The following is a 17,704-nucleotide window of genomic DNA, read 5'->3' on the forward strand; positions in this document are numbered from 1 at the left end:
GGTGTGGCGGCGGGGAGGGTGCGGCAGGCCGACGGGGCCGACGGGGTCGACGGGGCCGCCCGGTGGTCCGGGGGACGACGAGCCCCGCCCCGCGCTCGTGGTGGACGCCGGGCGGGGCAGGCCCGGTTCAGAGGCCGAGCTCGGCGCGCAGCTCTGCCGCGAGATCCTCGACGGTCTGCGTGAACAGCAGCTCGCCCTTCTCGGCGCTCGCGCCGTCGGGCGCCGAGAGACAGCCGGTCCCCGGCGTCCGCTCGGGCACGACCGGCAGGCGGTCGAAGCGGTACGGCGCGGCGGGCGGATGGCTCACCGCGCGGTCCATGTGCACCAGCTCCGGCCGCAGGTGCAGCAGCAGCGCGGTCTCCAGCACCCCGCCGTGCTCCACGTCCCAGCCGGGGAACCCGCCCGGGTAGACCACCTCGAGCGTCGGCGCGGAGACGTAGTCCCAGTAGGACAGCAGCATCACCGACTGCTCCGCGCCCGGGGCCAGGCCCAGGTCGCGCAGCGCCAGGTCCGCGCCCTCGTAGAGGAACTGCGTGTTCTCGTAGTGGCCGTTGAGCACCACCACGTGCCGCACGCCCTGGGCGAGCAGGCCCCGGATCAGCTGGCGCGCCTGGGCGATGAGCGCATCGGCGTCGAGGCTGAGCGTGCCGTGCAGGTGGTTCCCGCCGCCCGAGCGCTGCTGGGACTTGTACCCCAGGGTGAACGGCTCGAGCACCTTCGCCCCGGTCTGCTCGGCGACCGCGGTCGCGACCGCCGTGGAGAGGATCGCGTCGGTCCCCAGCGGCAGGTGCGGGCCGTGCTGCTCGAACGCCCCGGTGGGCAGGATCGCGACGGCGCTCCCGCCGCCCACCCACTCCTCGTACTCCCGGGCGGTCATCGTCGCCAGGCGCACGGTGCGGGCGGGCTCGTCGGCCGACGGGGTCCCGGTCGGCGGAGCTCCGACCGACGGGGCTCCGGCCGGCGGCGCTCCGGCCGGCGCCGGGCCGGGCCGTGCGGCGCCTGTCTGCGCCTGCCCGAGCGAGGAGGAGTCGGGCGACGGGGCGTCGGGGGCGGAGGGCTCTGTCATCGGTAGTCGTCCCTTCGGTCGTCGTGGCGGTGGAACGTCTGCGGGGGCACGAAGGTGCCCTCGCCGACGCCGCGCTTGGGGTCGGGGATCCCGTCCTCGTCGACGAACTCGTCCTCGGGACGGGGCTCGGGGTCGTTGATCTCCCGCTCCGCCCGCACGACCGCGGCGTTGCGGGTGCGCAGGCGCCGGATCAGGTTCACGATCATCAGGATGATCACGAAGGAGAAGGGGAAGGCGCCGATGATCGTGCCGGTCTGGACGGTGTCCACCACGGCCGCGCCGCCGAGGGACAGCAGCACCGCCGCGACGGTCGCGATCGAGACCACGAGCACCACGCGGAACAGGGGTCCGGACTTCTTCGGGGCCGAGACGAACTCCGCCAGCGCATAGGTGCCGGAGTCGAGGCTGGTCACGTAGTAGGTCGCGACCAGCACGGTCGCCGCGATGATGAGGAAGATGCCGATGCCCGGCACCATCTCCAGCATCCGGAACAGCGCCACCGAGAGGTCCTCGTTCACGGCCTCGGAGATCACCAGGCCGTTCTGGTCGTCGTAGCGGATGCCCGCCGAGGCGATGACCGCGGTCCACACCATCACGATCAGCGAGGGCACGATCGTCACGCCGAGCACGAACTCGCGGATCGTGCGGCCGCGGGAGATCCGGGCGATGAAGCCGGCGACGAAGGGCGAGAACGCGATCACCCAGCACCAGATGAACACGGTCCACGGGCCGTTCCAGAGCTCGTCCCAGGGCGCTCCGCTGCCGGCGGTCTCGGCCTCGGTCCAGAAGCTCATGGCCGGGAAGGAGGCGAAGAAGCCGCCGAAGGTCTGGAACATGTTCGAGAGGATGAAGATCGTCGGCCCGAAGACGAACACGCCGACCACCAGCACGATGCTGAGCACGGAGTTCAGCTCGCTGATGCGCTTCATGCCCTTGTTCACGCCCATGAAGGCGGAGACGGCGGTGAGCGCGCCGAGCACGACGATCACGATCATCCAGACCATGGGGCCGGAGGCGATGCCGGTGACGGTGTTCAGGCCCGAGGTGAACTGCATCGCCGCGAAGCCGAAGGAGGTCGCCAGGCCCAGCACGGTCGCGATGATCGCGAGCAGCTCGATCACGACGCCGGCGGGTCGGCGCGCGGCGGCGGGGAGGAGGTCGACGGTCGCCTCGCGGAAGGTGAGGGTCTTGCCGAGGTTGTGGTGCGAGTAGGCCAGGCAGATCGCGACCACGCAGTACATCGCCCAGGCGGTGGGGCCCCAGTGGAAGTAGGTCCAGATGATGCCGGACTGGCCGGCGTTGCCCATGTCCGAGGCGACCGGGGCGCCGTCGCGCAGCATCATCGGCTCGGCGAGGGACCAGAAGATCAGGCCCACGCCCTGCCCGCAGGCGAAGAGCATCGAGTACCAGGCGAAGTTGCCGTGGGCCGGCCGGGCCTTCGGGCCGCCCAGGCGGATGCGGCCCAGCGGGCTGATGCACAGCCATACGCACACCGCCACCGCGATCAGCGAGTAGAGCACGAACCACCAGGTGAACCCGCCGGTGACGAACGAGCGCAGGTTCGAGATGAGGTTCGCGGAGGCGTCGGGCGCGAGGATCACTGCGATGACGACGCCGACGATCAGCAGCGGCGGCAGCGCCATGATGATCGCTCGGTCCAGCGCCGGGATCTGGAATCCGCGGAAGCGGGGGAGGTCGACGGTGCGCTCATCGGCGCGGGAGGCGCCGTCGGGCGTACCGGTCGCGCCGTCGCCGCTCCCCGGGTCAGGGGGCGAGGACGGGTCCTCGGCGCCGGGCTGGTTCGTCTCTGTGGTCGTCATGGGACACCCCTCGGGATGGTCGGTGCGGCCGGGCCGACGGCGATCGTCCTCGATCGCTCGACGGTCCGCGGAACTGGCTCCCCTGCACTGTTGCGTTGAGGGCAACGCGGTTGCCCAATCATTCACGTGGCGGCGGTCACAGTCAAGGGGGTTCTGGGACGCGGCGCGCCGCGCGGCGCCCGTGAGGCGCCCCCACGACGCGTCGGGCGCTCAGGAGGCGGCGAGCTGCTCCTGCTCCTCGCGGGCGGCCCGTTCCCGGGCGGCCTTCGGATCGTACGAGTCGCCCTGGAGGATCAGCGCGACCAGCCCGAGAAGCGAGAGCCCCATGATGAGGAAGGCCGGCGAGTACGAGTTGTCCGTGACCGAGATCAGCCAGGTCGCGATGAACGGCGCGGTGCCGCCGAAGATCGCGTTGCCGAAGTTGAAGGGGATCGCGAAGCCGGAGAGGCGCACCTGCGGCGGCACCGCCTCGACGAAGTAGACGGCGAAGGTCGAGTCGTTGAGGCTGAACAGCGCCACCAGCGAGATCTGGATCAGCAGCACGCCGAGGAAGCCGGACTGTCCCAGCAGCACGAAGGCCGGGTAGCTCAGCAGGATGAACCCGATCGCGTTGATCAGCAGCAGTCGACGCCTGCCGAAGGTGTCCGAGAGCCAGGCGCCCACGAAGATCAGCGGCAGGTAGAGCACCAGCGCGAGCGAGAGGATCAGGCTGGACTGGAAGGCCGTCAGCCCCAGCTCGACCTCGATGTAGGTGGCCATGTAGGTGAGCACCAGGTAGTAGCCGCTCGCGTTCACGGCCATGATGAAGAGCATCCGCAGCATCGAGGGCCAGTGGTCCTTGATCAGCTCGAACAGCGGCGCGGTCGCGACCGCCTCCTCCTTCTCCATCTGCTCGCGCACGGGCGAGTCGGAGACCCTGCGGCGGATCCAGCGCACCACGATCGTGAGCACCGCCGCGGCGAGGAACGGGATCCTCCAGCCCCACTCCTGCACGGCCTCCTCGGGCAGCAGGCCGTTCAGCAGCGAGGCCATCACCGAGGCGCCGAGGAAGCCGGCCGAGGTCGCGATCGGCACGGTCGAGACCCAGCGGGCGCGCTTGTGCGCCGGCGCGTGCTCGGCCAGCAGCACCGCCGCGCCCGAGTACTCGCCCGCGGCGCAGAAGCTCTGCAGCATCCGGGCCGCGAGCAGCAGGATCGGGGCGGCGAGCCCGATCGTGGCGTAGCCGGGCAGCACGCCGATGGTGAAGGTCGCCAGCCCCATGCCCACGATCGTGAGGGTGAGCGTGCGCTTCGGGCCGATCTTGTCGCCGAAGTGGCCCCAGAACAGCCCGCCGATCGGTCGGACCAGGAAGGAGAGCGCGAAGACGCCGAAGGTCTGCATCAGCGCGATGCCCGGGTCGGTGCTCGGGAAGAACACCTGGGCTATGGTGGTGGCGAGATAGGCGTAGCTCGCGTACTCGAACCACTCGATGAAGGTGCCCAGGCCGACGGTGCTGAGCGTCAGTCTGACCTGGCCGCGCTCGAGCCGCGTCGCCGCGGCCGCGGTCGCATGGGAGGGAGTGCTGGACATGGGGACTCCTGTCTTCCTCCCGCCGTTGGGAGGTCGGAGGCGTCGGCCCGCTCGGAGCGCGACGCGGGGAGGGGTGCGCGACGGCGAGCGTGCGCGTTGCGTTCAGTACAACCGAGTTGCCAGAGTGCCCTGTGGGCTGGGTCACGTCAAGGGGGTCGGCGGGCCGTGAGCGTCTCGTGATGCGGCGCGGCCGCGGACGGGTGCTCCCCGGCCGCGGACGCGTGAGCCTCGGCCGCGGACGCGTGCGCCCCGGCCCGCCCTCCCCCTCAGAGCACCGTGCGGATGGAGGACTCGAACTCCGCGACGTGCTGCGCGACGAGCTCGGCGGCGCGGTCGTCGTCCCCCGCGAGCATCGCGTCGAGCATCTCCCGCAGCTCGGTGACGTGCGAGGTCAGGCCCGGCAGGCGGTGCATCGCCACGCACCAGATGCGGGTGGAGAGGTTGTCCAGGCGCAGCAGCGTCTCGGCGAGGTAGACGTTCCCGCAGGCGCGGTAGATCGCGCGGTGCACGCCGACGTCGACCTGCAGGGCATGGCGCGGGTCCGCGGCCTCGGGGCCGGCCTCGAGCGCGTCGAGGGAGCGCAGCGACTCCTCGAGGGCGGCGCGGGCCGAGGGGTCCTGGTTCGCGGCCGCGGCGCGGACCGCGACCGGCTCGAGCGCCGCGCGCACCTGGGTGATCGCAGCCAGCGCCGTGATGTCGACCGTGGTGGCGAAGGTGCCGCGGCGCGGATAGGTGACCACGAGATGGTCGAGCTCGAGATGCTTGATCGCCTCGCGCACCGGGGTGCGGCCCACGCCGAGCTCCTCGGCGATCCGTCCCTCCTGGAGCGGCTCGCCCGGGGCGATCTCGAGCATGATCAGTCGGTCGCGGAGGGCCAGGTACGCCTGCTCGGCGAGCGAGGCGGGCGAGGTGCCGAGGGACGTGGTCATCTCTGCTCCTGAGCATCGGGGGCGGCCGGGATTGACACCGGATGTGACCCACCCTACAGTGAGCGACAAGTGATATATCAGTCACAGTCGACTGGTCGACACACAGTCCACCCGGCCCGCCCCCGACGACGGGAGCGCCCGGTCCCCCTCTGCGAAGGAACCCTCCATGGCCGACCTTCTTCCCGAGCACCCCGAATTCCTGTGGCACTCGCCCGAGCCGAAGTCCGGCTACGACGTCGTGATCGTCGGCGGCGGCGGTCACGGCCTCGCGGCCGCCTACTACCTGGCCTCGCGCCACGGCATCACCAACGTCGCCGTGCTCGAGCGCGGCTGGCTGGCCGGCGGCAACATGGCCCGCAACACCACGATCATCCGCTCGAACTACCTGTGGGACGAGTCGGCGATGATCTACGAGGCCTCGCTGAAGCTGTGGGAGCAGCTGCCCGAGGAGCTCGAGTACGACTTCCTGTTCAGCCAGCGCGGCGTGCTCAACCTCGACCACACCCTCGGCGACGTGCGCGGCTCCGTCCGCCGCGTCAACGCCAACAAGCTCAACGGCGTGGACGCCGAGTGGCTCGACCCGAAGCAGGTCAAGGAGGTCGTGCCGATCCTCAACATCTCCGAGGACATCCGCTATCCCGTCCTCGGCGGCACCTACCAGCCCCGCGCCGGCATCGCCAAGCACGACCACGTCGCCTGGGCGCTCGCCCGCAAGGCCGACGAGATGGGCGTGCACATCATCCAGAACTGCGAGGTCACCGAGGTGATCGTCGAGAACGGCCGCGCCGTCGGCGTCGAGACGACCCGTGGCCGGATCAACGCCGGGAAGGTCGCGCTCGCCGCGGCCGGACACTCCACCGAGGTCTCCGAGACCGCCGGGGTGCGCCTGCCCGTCCAGTCCCGCCCCCTCCAGGCCCTGGTCAGCGAGCTGTTCGAGCCCGTCCACCCCGCCGTCGTGATGAGCAACCACGTCCACGTCTACGTCTCCCAGGCCCACAAGGGCGAGCTCGTGATGGGCGCGGGCGTGGACCAGTACAACGGCTACGGCCAGCGCGGCGCCTTCCACGTCGTCGAGGACCAGCTCGCCGCCGCCGTGGAGCTCTTCCCGATCTTCTCCCGGGCCCGCGTGCTGCGCACCTGGGGCGGGATCGTCGACGTCACCGCCGACGCCTCGCCGATCATCTCGAAGACCGAGGTGGACCAGCTGTACGTCAACTGCGGCTGGGGCACCGGCGGCTTCAAGGCCACCCCCGGCGCCGGCTTCGCCCTCGCGCACACGATCGCGCACGACGAGCCGCACGAGATCAACACGCCCTTCACCCTCGACCGCTTCGAGACGGGCCACCTCATCGACGAGCACGGCGCCGCCGGCGTCGCCCACTGACCGCGCCCCGGCGCCACGACCCCAGGAGGCCACCATGCTCCTCATCGACTGCCCCCACTGCGGACCCCGCAACGAGGTCGAGTTCCACTACGGCGGCGAGGCCCACGTGCCCTACCCCGAGGACCCCTCGGCCCTCGACGACCGCGAGTGGTCCCGCTACCTCTTCTACCGCGCCAACACCAAGGGCATCCTCGCCGAGCGCTGGCAGCACTCGGCCGGCTGCCGCAAGTGGTTCAACGCCCTGCGCGACACCCGCACCTACCGCTTCGAGCGCATCTACCCGATGGGCTCCCCGCGCCCCGACCTGCCGGAGCCCCAGAAGGTGCTGGCCGACGCCGCCGAGCCGGACCGCTTCGCGTCGATGACCACCACCGAGGGACGCACCGACGGCTCCGTCGCCGATCCCTCCGCCGCCGGCAGCGCCGCCGACGGCTCCACCCCTGCCCCCGAGGCTCGCACCGGGAACGAGGACGACCATGCCTGAGAACCAGACCCCCCGCCGCGGCCCCGCCCACGGGGTCGACCCCGCACGGCCCCTGACCCTCACGGTCGAGGGCGAGACGCTGCCCGCGCTCGCCGGCGACACCGTCGCCAGCGCCCTGCTGGCCGCCGGCCGCCTGGCCGTGGCCCCCTCGATCTACCTCGCCCGCCCCCGCGGCCTCATGGCCGCCGGCCTCGAGGAGACCAACGCCCTGATCACGGTCCACGACCGACGGGAGGACGGGGTCGACGAGTCGATGCTCCCGGCCACCACGGTCGAGGCCGTCGACGGGCTCGAGGCGAGCCTGCTCAGCGGGCTCGGGACGCTCGACCCGCGCGAGGACCACGCCTACTACGACCACAAGCACGTCCACACCGACGTGCTCGTCGTCGGCGCCGGCCCCGCCGGGCTCGCCGCCGCCCGCGAGGCCGCCCGCTCCGGCGCCCGCGTCATGCTGCTGGACGAGCAGCCCCTCGCCGGCGGCTCGCTGCTGTCCTCGCGGGGCCTGCGGATCGACGACCAGGACGCCATGGACTGGGTCGACGCGACCGTCGCCGAGCTGCGCCGCACCGAGGACGTCACCGTGCTCGAGCGCACGAACGTCTTCGGCAGCTACGACGCGAACTACATCACCGCCCTGCAGAAGCGCACCGACCACCTCGGACTCCCCGCGGAGGGAGCGGACGACGGCCGCCCCGGCGTCTCCCGCCAGCGCGTCTGGCACATCCGCGCGAAGCAGGTCGTGCTCGCCCCCGGCGCGATGGACCGCCCCGTCGTGTTCGCGCACAACGACCGCCCGGGCGTCATGCTCGCCGCGGCCGTGCAGACCTACCTCAACCGCTACGGCGTCGCCGCGGGCGAGGACGTCGCGGTGCTGACCACGAACGACTCCGCCTGGGAGCTCGTCGCGGATCTGCACGACGCGGGCGTGCGCCTGCCCGTCGTGCTCGACTCCCGCCCCGAGCCCAGCGCCCGCGCCGCGGCCGTCCTCGAGGCGACCGGCGTCGACGCCCGATTCGGCTGGTCCGTCGTGGACACCGTCGGCGGCGGCGACGGGGACCGCCTCACCGCGGTGCAGATCGCGCCGCTGGGCGCCGACGGCGAGATCGCCGGCGAGGTCGAGACCGTCGCCGCGGACCTCCTGGCCGTCTCCGGCGGGCTCTCCCCGCTCGTGCACCTGCACTCCCAGCGCCAGGGCCGGATCCAGTACGACGCGGCGCTGACCTCGTTCGTCGCCGTCCCCTCGGTCGAGGACCAGCACCTGGCCGGCTCCGTGCTCGGCACCGCCGACCTCGCGGGCGCCCTCTCCCAGGGCGCCGAGGCCGGTGCCGCCGCCGCGACCGCCGCCGGACACCCGGTCTCGGCGAATGCCCCGCAGGCCGAGGCGTCGGCGCCCGTGGCACCGGCCCGGCCGCTGTGGCTCGTGCCCAGCCCCGACAGCGGTCCCGTCTCCGCGGCGACCGAGGACCCCGAGCGCTGGCGCGAGCACTTCGTGGACCTGCAGCGCGACCAGACGGTGCGCGACGTGCTGCGTGCGCTGGGCGCGGGCATGCGCGCAGTCGAGCACGTCAAGCGCTACACATCGATCAGCACCGGCGCCGACCAGGGCAAGACCTCGGGCGTCGCCGCGATCGGCGTGATGAGCGTGCTGCTGGGGGAGGAGGACCTCGGCGGCATCGGCACCACCACCTACCGGGCGCCCTACGCCCCGGTGAGCTTCGCGGCGCTGGCCGGCCGCCGCCGCGGGCAGATGTTCGACCCCGCCCGCATCACCTCCGTCCACCAGTGGCACCTCGAGCACGGCGCCGTCTGGGAGGACGTGGGCCAGTGGAAGCGCCCGCGGTACTTCCCGCAGGGCGAGGAGGACATGGACGCGGCGGTGCTGCGCGAGTGCGCCGGCGTGCGCGACTCCGTCGGCATGATGGACGGCACCACCCTCGGCAAGATCGAGATCCGCGGCGCGGATGCGGCGCGGTTCCTGAACCGCATGTACACCAACGGCTTCCTCAAGCTGCCGGTGGGCAAGGGCCGCTACGGCGTGATGTGCGGGCCCGACGGCATGATCATGGACGACGGCGTCACGCTGCGCGTGGCCGAGGACCACTTCTTCATGACCACCACGACCTCGGGCGCCGCCGCGGTGCTCGACCACCTCGAGGAGTGGCACCAGACGGAGTGGCCGGAGTTGGACGTGGCCATGACGTCGGTGACCGAGCAGTGGACCACGATCACCGTCGCCGGTCCCCGCTCCCGCGACGTGATCGCGAAGGTCGCCCCCGACCTCGACGTCTCCCAGGAGGCGTTCGGGTTCATGGAGTTCCGCGACACGGTCCTGTCCAACGGCATCCCGGCCCGGATCCCGCGGATCTCGTTCTCCGGCGAGCTCGCCTTCGAGATCAACGTCGACGCCTTCTACGGGCGGACCGTGTGGGAGGCCGTGCACGAGGCCGGCCAGGAGTTCGGCATCGTCGTCTACGGCACCGAGACCATGCACGTGCTGCGCGCCGAGAAGGGCCTGATCATCGTCGGACAGGACACCGACGGCACGATCACCCCGCAGGACGCGAACATGTCGTGGATCATCGGCGCGAAGAAGAAGGACTTCGTGGGCAAGCGGTCCCTGGACCGCCCGGACTCCGTGCGCGAGGACCGCCGCCAGCTCGTCGGCCTGCTCAGCGACGACGGCACCACGCGCCTCGAGGAGGGCGCGCAGATCGTCGACGCCGACACCCCGATCACGCCCGAGGACGGTCCGGTGCCGATGATCGGCTGGGTCTCCTCCTCGTACCTCTCGGCGGCTCTCGACCAGCCGTTCGCGCTCGCCCTGGTCGACGGCGGCCTCGGCCGCATCGGCGAGAAGGTCCGCTCCCCGCAGGGGGACCGGATCATCGACCTGACCATCACCTCTCCCGTGCTCGTCGACCCCGAAGGAGCCCGCCGTGACGGCTGACAGCACCACCCTGACCCCCTCGATGGACGTCCTGGAGCCGCTGCGCGCGGCCCCCGCCCGCCATCTCACCGACCTGATGGAGGGCGCCGCCGTCACCGGGGCGCGCGCCGTGACTCTGCGCGAGCACGAGTTCGCCGTGCAGATCGGCCTGCGGGCCGTGCCCGGTGAGCAGGGCGCGACGGCGCTCGAGTCCGTGCTCGGCGTGCCGCTGCCGACGGCGCACGGCGAGGTGACCGGCGACCTGGACGGCCTGCACGTCCTGCGCCTGGCGCCCGACGAGTTCCTCGCCGTGGACGTCTCCCGCCGGCAGGAGCCCGGCGTCGAGGCGCCCTACCAGGAGGCGCTCGAGGAGGGGGTCCCCGGACAGGCCGTGGACCTCTCCGCCAACCGCACCGTGCTGGTGCTCGACGGCCCCGGTGCCCGCGAGGTGCTCGAGAAGAGCGTCGCGCTGGACCTGCACCCGCGCGTGTTCGGCGTCGGCCGGGCCGAGGCGACGCTGCTGAGCACCATCCCGGTGGTGCTCGTGCGCAGCGGCGAGGAGACCTGGCGGATCCTGCCCCGCGCCTCCTTCGCGGACCACATGGTGCGCTGGCTCGTCGACGGCATGACGGAGCTCGGCTCCGCCTGCCCGGAGGAGGAGTCCGCGCAGCGCTCGGTGCGCCCCGCGCAGCACGCCTGAGCTCGCGCGCGGCACGGCGCGAGGGGCCGACGGGATCTGTCCGTCGGCCCCTCGCGCCGTGCCCGGCTGCTCCCAGGGAGTCCCCGCGCCGCGGTGACCAGGCAGTTCGACCGCCCGGTCGTTGAGGCGTGACATCGCGCAGCTCACGAGGCAGGGTGGAGGGATGAACACAGAGCAGACCCATCTGACCGTCACCCGCACGATCGACGTGCCCGCGAAGGACGTGTTCGCGGTGCTGACCCTGCCCGCCCGCCACCACGAGTTCGACGGCTCCGGCTTCGTTCGCGCCGCCGACGACACCGAGCGGATCACCGCTGTGGGTGAGAAGTTCGTGATGAACATGCACGGTGACCACATGGGCGGCGACTATCGCACCCACAACTTCGTCACCGCATACGACGAGAACAAGATGGTGGGCTGGAAGCCTGCTCCCGAGGGGGAGGACGGCAGCGCCCCCGAGGGCCCGAAGGGCTGGGAGTGGCTCTACGAGCTCACCCCGAAGGGGTCGGACGCGACCGAGGTGTCGCTGACCTACAGCTGGTCCGACGTCACCGATCCCGAGCTGCTCAAGCAGATCCGCTTCCCGATGATCCCCGAGGAGGATCTGGAGCAGTCGCTGAACCTGCTCGCCGCCGCGGTCACGAAGGACTGATCGCGCAGGTAGCCGCCGCGGCCACGAATCGCCGGTCCCGCAGCCCGCCCGCCCGTCCGGGTGGGCGGGTTGCTGCGCGCCCCGGCCACCCATGCATGGACCGCCCGCATCCGCAACGCACGGCCCCGGCCGAGCCCGCCAGCAGGAGAAGGAGCCTCGCCCGGGCCGCCGATCTCTGGCACGCTTCGTGAGGACGGCGACGACGCCGCCCCGACCCGAGGAGCACCGTTATGGCCGACGCCCAGTCACTCCCCGCCGACGCCCCCGTCCCCGATGAGATCGTGCACAGCGTGCTGATCGACGCGAGCGCGGAGAAGGTCTTCGCGGTCATCCGCGAACCCGGCTGGTTCATCAACGACGGCGAGTACCGCGAGCACGAGATCACGACCTCGGGTCCGGTGACGCGCGTGGTCGATCCCGTCCACGGCAGCTTCCAGCTCGCGATCGAGGCGCACGAGCCGCCGAACCGTGTCGCGTTCCGCTGGCTGGGCGGCGGGCTCGGCGAGATCTCCGACGCCCCGAACAACACCGTCGAGTTCGTCATCGACCCCGCCGGCACCGCGGCCCGGAACCGCGTGCGGCTCACCGTGCGCGAGCGCGGCTTCGCGAAGCTGGGCCTGGACGAGGCGGTGCGGCGGCGCAACTACGAGGAGAACTTCCACGGCTGGCAGCAGGAGCTCGACCTCGCCAAGCGGCTCGCGGAGAACGGTCGGAACGGCGTCGCCGCATCGGGATCCGGGGACGACGCCCACGGCTGAGGGCACGCCGCACCGCAGGTGGGAGGGCTATCCTCGAGGGATGGGCAGGGTCACCGACAGCACGCGGATCCGCACCGTCCGGGTGCGGGACGGGAAGCTCTACGCCGGACGCAAGGGCGACCACGTCGCCGTCGAGGAGCCGCTGGACATCCGCCTGAACGGGCAGCAGCTCTCCCTCACCATGCGCACCCCCGGCCACGACGTCGAGCTGATCCACGGCTTCCTGCACGCCGAGGGCCTGATCCGTGACCGCGAGGACGTGGCCGAGGCCCGCTACTGCGACGGCGCCGTCGTCGACGCCGGCAGCGGCTTCGCCCAGAACACCTACAACGTCATGGACTTCACGACCACCCGGCCGCAGCTGCTGCCGCAGGTCGCACGCGCCTTCACCACCACCTCCGCCTGCGGGGTGTGCGGGGCGGAGAGCATCGACGCCGTCCGGCAGAAGAGCCGGTACACGCTGCTGCGGTCCTGGGCGGCGGACCCGCACGTGATCCTCCGCGCCGCCCGCGAACTCTCCGACCAGCAGGCCGTCTTCGCCCGCACCGGCGGCGTCCACGCCGCCGCGCTCGTGGACCTCGAGGGGAACCTGCTGGTGGCCCGCGAGGACGTGGGCCGGCACAACGCGGTCGACAAGGTGATCGGCTGGGCCCTGCTCGAGGACCGCCTGCCGCTGCGGGACTGCTTCCTGCTGGTCTCCTCCCGGGCCAGCTTCGAGATCGTCCAGAAGGCCTGCATGGCCGGGATCCCGCTGGTGGCCTGCGTCTCCGCCGCGAGCTCCCTCGCCGTCGAGACCGCCCGGGAGTTCGGCCAGACGCTCGTCGGCTTCACCCGCGCGCGGGACGACGGGGACGGCCGCATGAACCTCTACACCCACCCCGAGCGCCTCGACCTCTCCGCCGCCGAGGGCTGAGAGAAAAGAGGTACGACCCGGCCTCTGTTCCCGGTAGTGTGCGGGGGTGACCAGCGACGACGCCGCACTCCAGCAGTTCTGGGCCGAGGCCCGCACCGCCCACCCCGAGCTGCCCGAGCACAGACCGGAGGCCTGGGCGTTCGGCGCCACCCCCGAGCACGCCGACGGGCTGCTGCGCCTGGTGCTCGACGGGGTGAAGACGGGGACCGCCTCCTCGCTCCGGGACTACGAGGCCGACGGGGACCCGCTCCCGGAGGTCGGCGAGCTGTCCATCATCCTCGACGGCAGCGGGGCGCCCCGCGCGGTGCTGGAGACGACGGAGGTCACGACCGTCCCGTTCGACCAGGTCACCGCCGAGCACGCCCACGCCGAGGGGGAGGGCGATCGGACCCTCGCTGCCTGGCGGCACATCCACGAGCGCTTCTGGACCGAGCACTCGCACGGCGGCTTCGCGCCGGACATGCCCGTCGTCTGCGAGCGGTTCCGCCTGATCCACCCCCGCTGACCGCCCGGCCCAGTCGCTGTGCCGCCTGCTGCGCGGCCCGGCGACCGTCCCGATCGCCGTCTGCCCGCGTGGTCGTCGGCTGGTCGCGATCGAGACGTGGATCTGTGTCGTTATTCGCCCCCATAACGACACATAGCCACGTCTCGACGTCGCGAAGATGGGGCCGGCGGACGGCGTCGTGGGGCTGGGGCAGGGGAGAGGTGCTGTCGTGCGGAGCGGAGCGGAGCGGGTCGGTTCAGCGCAGGGCGAGGAGGGCCGTGGCGGTCACCGCGTCGATGACCAGGTCCGTCGCGACCCCGGCCCGCAGCGCCGCCCGCAACGGCAGCGCCTTGCGGGAGCCGGAGGCGACCAGGAGGCGGCGCGGGATCCGGGCCAGTCGGTCCGGGGCGGTGCCCGAGCCGCGCGCGTTCATGGCGATGTCGCGGAAGGTGCCGTCGGCCCGCAGGAACACGGTGCACACATCGCCCACCGCGCCGTCGGCCCGCAGCGAGCGCAGGTCCGCGGCCGTGAGGTAGTTGTGGGTGTAGACGTGGCTGGGGACCTCCGCGTCGAAGGCGCCGACGCTGAACACCGCGACCGTGGCCTGCGACTGCGTCTCCAGCACCCGCTGCACCGAGCGCTCGTGCCACATCGCCTCGCGCGTGGCGGCGTAGTCGAAGAAGGCCGGGACCGGGAACTGGTGCACCGTCGCGTCCCATCGCTCCGCCGCCCGGGCGAGCACGGTCGCGATATATGTCAGGCCCGAGCCCTCGACGTTGATCGCGCCGTTGAGCTGCACGATCCGCATCCCGGGAACGGGGCGTGGTCGGACCGTGCTCAGCAGTGCCGCGACCGTCGTGCCCCAGGCGATGCCGAGCGTGGAGCCGGGCTCGAGCATCTGATCGAGCAGCTCGGCGGCCTCCTCGACCACGGCGGCGAGGCGATCGCGCTGATCGCTCTCGGGCGGATCCGGCACCACGTGCACCTTCACCCCGTACTGGCGGGCGATGCGTCGTCCGAGGTCCTCCACGCGATGCGCCTCGGGCGGGCGCAGGGTGATCTGGACCAGGCCGGCCTCGCGCGCATCCCGCAGCATTCGGGACACTGTCGAGCGGGACACCCCGAGCTCTCCGGCGATCGCCTCCATGGTCTGGCTCTGCCCGTAGTACATCCGTGCAGCGGTGAAGAGGTCCTCGAGCCGGGAAGTGGGGGTCATGTACACCAGTCTTGCACGTTCGTGCACCTGGCTTGCGCGATGCTGCACGCCCGTCCCACGATGGCCGTGTCACCGCCGCGGAGAGCGCGACGGGCCCGGCCGCGAGCGCCGGGATCACCAGGTGCCGATGCGAAGGAGCAGCCAGCGTGTCCGAACAGCAGCGATCCGCACTCACCCCCGAGGGCCGCGGCGAGCACCTCGCCCGCCTGCGCGCCACGACCCCCGAGAACCCGCTGGACGTGCTCGTCGTCGGAGGCGGGGTGAACGGGGCGGGCGCCGCCTTCGACGCTGCCACCCGCGGCCTGTCCGTCGGCCTCGTGGAGTCCCACGACTGGGCCTCCGGCACCTCCTCCCGCTCCTCCAAGCTCATGCACGGCGGCCTGCGCTACCTGCAGATGCTCGACTTCAAGCTGGTCGCCGAGGCGCTGCGCGAGCGCGATCTGCTGCTCGAGCACACCGCCCCGCACCTGGTGAAGCCGATCAAGTTCGTCTTCCCCTTCTTCAAGAAGGTCATCGACCGCGGCTTCATCGGCTCCGGCGTCATGCTCTACGACGCGATGCAGTCGGTGGGCCGCAAGCGCGCCGTCCCCTTCCACCGCCATCTCCTGCACGACAAGATGCTCGAGGTGTTCCCGGCGCTCGACGGCGACAAGGCCGTCGGGGCGCTCGAGTACTACGACGCGCAGGTCGACGACGCCCGCTTCGTGATGATGCTGGTGCGCTCCGCCGCCCAGCTCGACGCCTCGGTCGCGAACTACACCACCGTCGTCGACTACCTCCACGAGGGAGAGCGCGTGGTCGGCGCCCGGGTGCGCGACGAGGAGAGCGGCGAGGAGTTCGATGTCCGCGCGCGCCACGTCATCCTCGCCGGCGGCGTCTGGACCCAGGAGCAGCAGGAGCTCGCCGGGGCCGACGGCGGCCTCGAGGTCCTCGCCTCCAAGGGCATCCACGTCACCGTCGCCCGCGACCGGATCCCCGCCGTCCCCGACACCGGCATCATCACCCAGACCGAGAAGTCGGTGCTGTTCATCATCCCGTGGGACGAGTACTGGGTCATCGGCACCACCGACACCCCGTGGACCCAGGACCCCCGCGACGTGGGCGCCACCTCGGACGACATCGACTACGTCCTCGAGCACGCCAATGCCGTGCTGAAGGACGACCTCACCCGCGAGGACGTCATCGGCGTGTACTCGGGCCTCCGCCCCCTGCTGCAGCCCGTGAAGAAGGGCTCGGACAAGGGCTCGACCAAGGTCTCGCGCGAGCACACCGTCATGCAGGTCGAACCCGGCCTGAGCGCCATCGCGGGCGGCAAGTACACGACCTACCGCGTCATGGCCGAGGACGTCGTCGACTTCGCGATCAAGGACACCGAGCCCGGCCGCCCGTCGCTGACCCGCTCGGTCCCCGTCATCGGCGCGCAGGGCTACGCGGCCCTGGTGCGCGACAAGTCTGAGATCAGCAAGCGGATCGGCGGCGAAGAGTTCGGCGCCGACGAGATCCGCGTCGATCGGCTCCTGTTCCGCTACGGCAGCCTGCTCACCGACGTCCTCGCCCTGATCGACGAGGACCCGTCGCTCGCGACCCCGCTCGAGCATGCCCCGCGCTACCTGCGCGCCGAGGTGGTCTATGCCGCCCGCGCCGAGGGTGCCCGGCACCTCGCCGACGTGCTCGAGCGCCGCACCCGCCTGGACTACGAGACCCGCGACCGCGGCGTCGCCGCGGCCGACGAGGTCGCCGCGCTGCTCGCGCCGGAGCTCGGCTGGGACGAGACGACCGTGCGCGCCGAGGTCGACGCCTACCGCGGGTACATCGAGGCCCGTCTCGCCGGGGAGGCCACCGCCTCCGACGCCGAGGCCGCCTCCCGCATCGCGGCCGCCGCGGAGGTGCCCGCCCGCGGCTGACCCAGAACTCCTCCCCGGTCCTGATCCGGCCGGGGAGGCTCTCCGCGGGCGACTCCGCCCGCGGACCATCGGCGGGCAGGACCCGCCCCTCTCCCCACCACCTGGATGCCACCGGTCCCGCAGAGCTGCGGGGCCGCTCGACGAGGAGGCCCCATGGCAACCATCTTTCTGTACGAGATCGCCGGAACGGCGATGCTCACACTGCTCGGCGGCGGTGTCGTCGCCAACGTGATCCTGGGCAAGACCAAGGGCAACGGCGGCGGCTGGCTGCTGATCAACTTCGGCTGGGGCCTCGCGGTCTTCGCCGGCGTGTGGGTCGCCTACAAGACCGGCGCGCACCTGAACCCCGCGGTGACCCTCGGCCTGCTCGCCAGCGGTGCCGAGGAGTACGGCCCCGGCATCGCTGTGAACTTCGCCAACACGATCGCCTACTTCCTGGCCGAGATGATCGGCGCCTTCCTCGGTGCCGTCGTGGCCTGGCTCGCCTACAAGACCCACTACGACCAGGAGAAGGATGCAGGCACCATCCTCGGCACCTTCTCCACCGGCCCGGAGATCCGCTCGCACGGCTGGAATCTGGTCACCGAGATCATCGCGACCTTCGTGCTGGTCTTCGTCATCGTCATGTTCGGCAACACCCCGCACGGCCTGGGCCCGCTCGCGGTCGCGCTGCTGGTCGTCTCGATCGGCGCCTCCCTCGGCGGGCCCACGGGCTACGCCATCAACCCTGCCCGAGACCTCGGTCCGCGCCTCGCCCACGCCGTCCTGCCCATCCCGCACAAGGGCAGCAGCGACTGGGGCTACGCCTGGGTCCCGATCGTCGGCCCGCTGCTCGGCGGCGCCCTGGGCGGCCTCGCCAGCATCGCCTTCTGACCCACCCGCTCCAGCCGGGCGGCTCC

At 72.0% G+C, this 17,704-nt stretch carries 15 protein-coding genes; 10 read left to right on the top strand and 5 right to left on the bottom strand.

What is annotated here, in order from left to right:
* Positions 1–127: 127 nt before the first annotated feature.
* From A4A78_RS04150 to A4A78_RS04165, 4 genes are all read right to left on the bottom strand, one after another.
* The gene (locus A4A78_RS04150) at positions 128–1,066 is read right to left on the bottom strand and encodes a creatininase (RefSeq protein ID WP_231880827.1); all 939 of its coding nucleotides are present in this window, start codon (positions 1,064–1,066) and stop codon (positions 128–130) included.
* Positions 1,063–2,886, bottom strand: a complete 1,824-nt coding sequence (locus tag A4A78_RS04155) for a BCCT family transporter (protein WP_062947127.1) — start codon at positions 2,884–2,886, stop codon at positions 1,063–1,065. Before A4A78_RS04155 ends, A4A78_RS04150 begins: the two co-directional genes overlap by 4 nt.
* Before the next feature lie 210 nt (positions 2,887–3,096).
* On the bottom strand, positions 3,097–4,455 hold the full coding sequence (locus tag A4A78_RS04160; protein WP_062947128.1) for an MFS transporter: 1,359 nt from the start codon (positions 4,453–4,455) through the stop codon (positions 3,097–3,099).
* Between the two features lie 266 nt (positions 4,456–4,721).
* Positions 4,722–5,384, bottom strand: a complete 663-nt coding sequence (locus A4A78_RS04165; RefSeq protein WP_062947129.1) for a GntR family transcriptional regulator — start codon at positions 5,382–5,384, stop codon at positions 4,722–4,724.
* 166 nt (positions 5,385–5,550) lie between these two features.
* Between A4A78_RS04165 and A4A78_RS04170 the strand changes: the two genes are divergently transcribed.
* From A4A78_RS04170 to A4A78_RS04205, 8 genes are all read left to right on the top strand, one after another.
* Positions 5,551–6,768 (top strand): sarcosine oxidase subunit beta family protein, encoded by a 1,218-nt coding sequence (locus A4A78_RS04170; protein ID WP_062947130.1) that lies wholly within the window; start codon positions 5,551–5,553, stop codon positions 6,766–6,768.
* Between the two features lie 34 nt (positions 6,769–6,802).
* A complete protein-coding gene (locus A4A78_RS04175) occupies positions 6,803–7,252 on the top strand; it encodes a sarcosine oxidase subunit delta (RefSeq protein WP_062947131.1) in 450 nt (149 codons plus the stop codon).
* Positions 7,245–10,199 (top strand): FAD-dependent oxidoreductase, encoded by a 2,955-nt coding sequence (locus A4A78_RS04180; RefSeq protein WP_062947132.1) that lies wholly within the window; start codon positions 7,245–7,247, stop codon positions 10,197–10,199. Before A4A78_RS04175 ends, A4A78_RS04180 begins: the two co-directional genes overlap by 8 nt.
* A complete protein-coding gene (locus A4A78_RS04185; RefSeq protein WP_082835175.1) occupies positions 10,189–10,878 on the top strand; it encodes a sarcosine oxidase subunit gamma in 690 nt (229 codons plus the stop codon). The genes A4A78_RS04180 and A4A78_RS04185 overlap by 11 nt, the downstream gene beginning before the upstream one ends.
* A 163-nt stretch (positions 10,879–11,041) precedes the next feature.
* Entirely contained in the window at positions 11,042–11,530 is a 489-nt protein-coding gene (locus A4A78_RS04190) for an SRPBCC family protein (RefSeq protein WP_062947133.1), read from the top strand.
* Between the two features lie 230 nt (positions 11,531–11,760).
* Complete coding sequence (locus A4A78_RS04195; protein WP_062947134.1) at positions 11,761–12,288, top strand: polyketide cyclase; 528 nt, start codon at positions 11,761–11,763, stop codon at positions 12,286–12,288.
* Between the two features lie 40 nt (positions 12,289–12,328).
* The gene (gene fdhD / locus A4A78_RS04200) at positions 12,329–13,201 is read left to right on the top strand and encodes a formate dehydrogenase accessory sulfurtransferase FdhD (protein WP_062947135.1); all 873 of its coding nucleotides are present in this window, start codon (positions 12,329–12,331) and stop codon (positions 13,199–13,201) included.
* A gap of 46 nt (positions 13,202–13,247) precedes the next feature.
* The gene (locus A4A78_RS04205; protein WP_062947136.1) at positions 13,248–13,706 is read left to right on the top strand and encodes an ASCH domain-containing protein; all 459 of its coding nucleotides are present in this window, start codon (positions 13,248–13,250) and stop codon (positions 13,704–13,706) included.
* 235 nt (positions 13,707–13,941) lie between these two features.
* Here the strand turns inward: A4A78_RS04205 and A4A78_RS04210 are convergent, their stop codons facing one another.
* Entirely contained in the window at positions 13,942–14,901 is a 960-nt protein-coding gene (locus A4A78_RS04210) for a sugar-binding transcriptional regulator (RefSeq protein WP_062947137.1), read from the bottom strand.
* Positions 14,902–15,047: 146 nt separating this feature from the next.
* Here A4A78_RS04210 and A4A78_RS04215 point away from each other — a divergent pair, with 146 nt between their 5' ends.
* Positions 15,048–16,805 (top strand): glycerol-3-phosphate dehydrogenase/oxidase, encoded by a 1,758-nt coding sequence (locus A4A78_RS04215; protein WP_062947138.1) that lies wholly within the window; start codon positions 15,048–15,050, stop codon positions 16,803–16,805.
* A 153-nt stretch (positions 16,806–16,958) separates the two neighbouring features.
* Entirely contained in the window at positions 16,959–17,678 is a 720-nt protein-coding gene (locus tag A4A78_RS04220) for an MIP/aquaporin family protein (protein WP_062947139.1), read from the top strand.
* Positions 17,679–17,704: the final 26 nt, after the last annotated feature.

The organism is Brachybacterium sp. sponge, assembly GCF_001613775.1.
GTDB classification, from domain to species: Bacteria; Actinomycetota; Actinomycetes; order Actinomycetales; family Dermabacteraceae; genus Brachybacterium; species Brachybacterium conglomeratum.

Excerpts from the sequence above, each read along its gene's own strand:
- A4A78_RS04155 (WP_062947127.1), bottom strand. The coding sequence starts at position 2,886 with ATGACGACCACAGAGACGAACCAGCCCGGCGCCGAGGACCCGTCCTCG.
- A4A78_RS04195 (WP_062947134.1), top strand. The coding sequence starts at position 11,761 with ATGGCCGACGCCCAGTCACTCCCCGCCGACGCCCCCGTCCCCGATGAG.
- A4A78_RS04175 (WP_062947131.1), top strand. The coding sequence starts at position 6,803 with ATGCTCCTCATCGACTGCCCCCACTGCGGACCCCGCAACGAGGTCGAG.
- A4A78_RS04210 (WP_062947137.1), bottom strand. The coding sequence starts at position 14,901 with ATGACCCCCACTTCCCGGCTCGAGGACCTCTTCACCGCTGCACGGATG.
- A4A78_RS04160 (WP_062947128.1), bottom strand. The coding sequence starts at position 4,455 with ATGTCCAGCACTCCCTCCCATGCGACCGCGGCCGCGGCGACGCGGCTC.
- A4A78_RS04165 (WP_062947129.1), bottom strand. The coding sequence starts at position 5,384 with ATGACCACGTCCCTCGGCACCTCGCCCGCCTCGCTCGCCGAGCAGGCG.
- A4A78_RS04170 (WP_062947130.1), top strand. The coding sequence starts at position 5,551 with ATGGCCGACCTTCTTCCCGAGCACCCCGAATTCCTGTGGCACTCGCCC.
- fdhD (WP_062947135.1), top strand. The coding sequence starts at position 12,329 with ATGGGCAGGGTCACCGACAGCACGCGGATCCGCACCGTCCGGGTGCGG.
- A4A78_RS04150 (WP_231880827.1), bottom strand. The coding sequence starts at position 1,066 with ATGACAGAGCCCTCCGCCCCCGACGCCCCGTCGCCCGACTCCTCCTCG.
- A4A78_RS04220 (WP_062947139.1), top strand. The coding sequence starts at position 16,959 with ATGGCAACCATCTTTCTGTACGAGATCGCCGGAACGGCGATGCTCACA.
- A4A78_RS04190 (WP_062947133.1), top strand. The coding sequence starts at position 11,042 with ATGAACACAGAGCAGACCCATCTGACCGTCACCCGCACGATCGACGTG.
- A4A78_RS04180 (WP_062947132.1), top strand. The coding sequence starts at position 7,245 with ATGCCTGAGAACCAGACCCCCCGCCGCGGCCCCGCCCACGGGGTCGAC.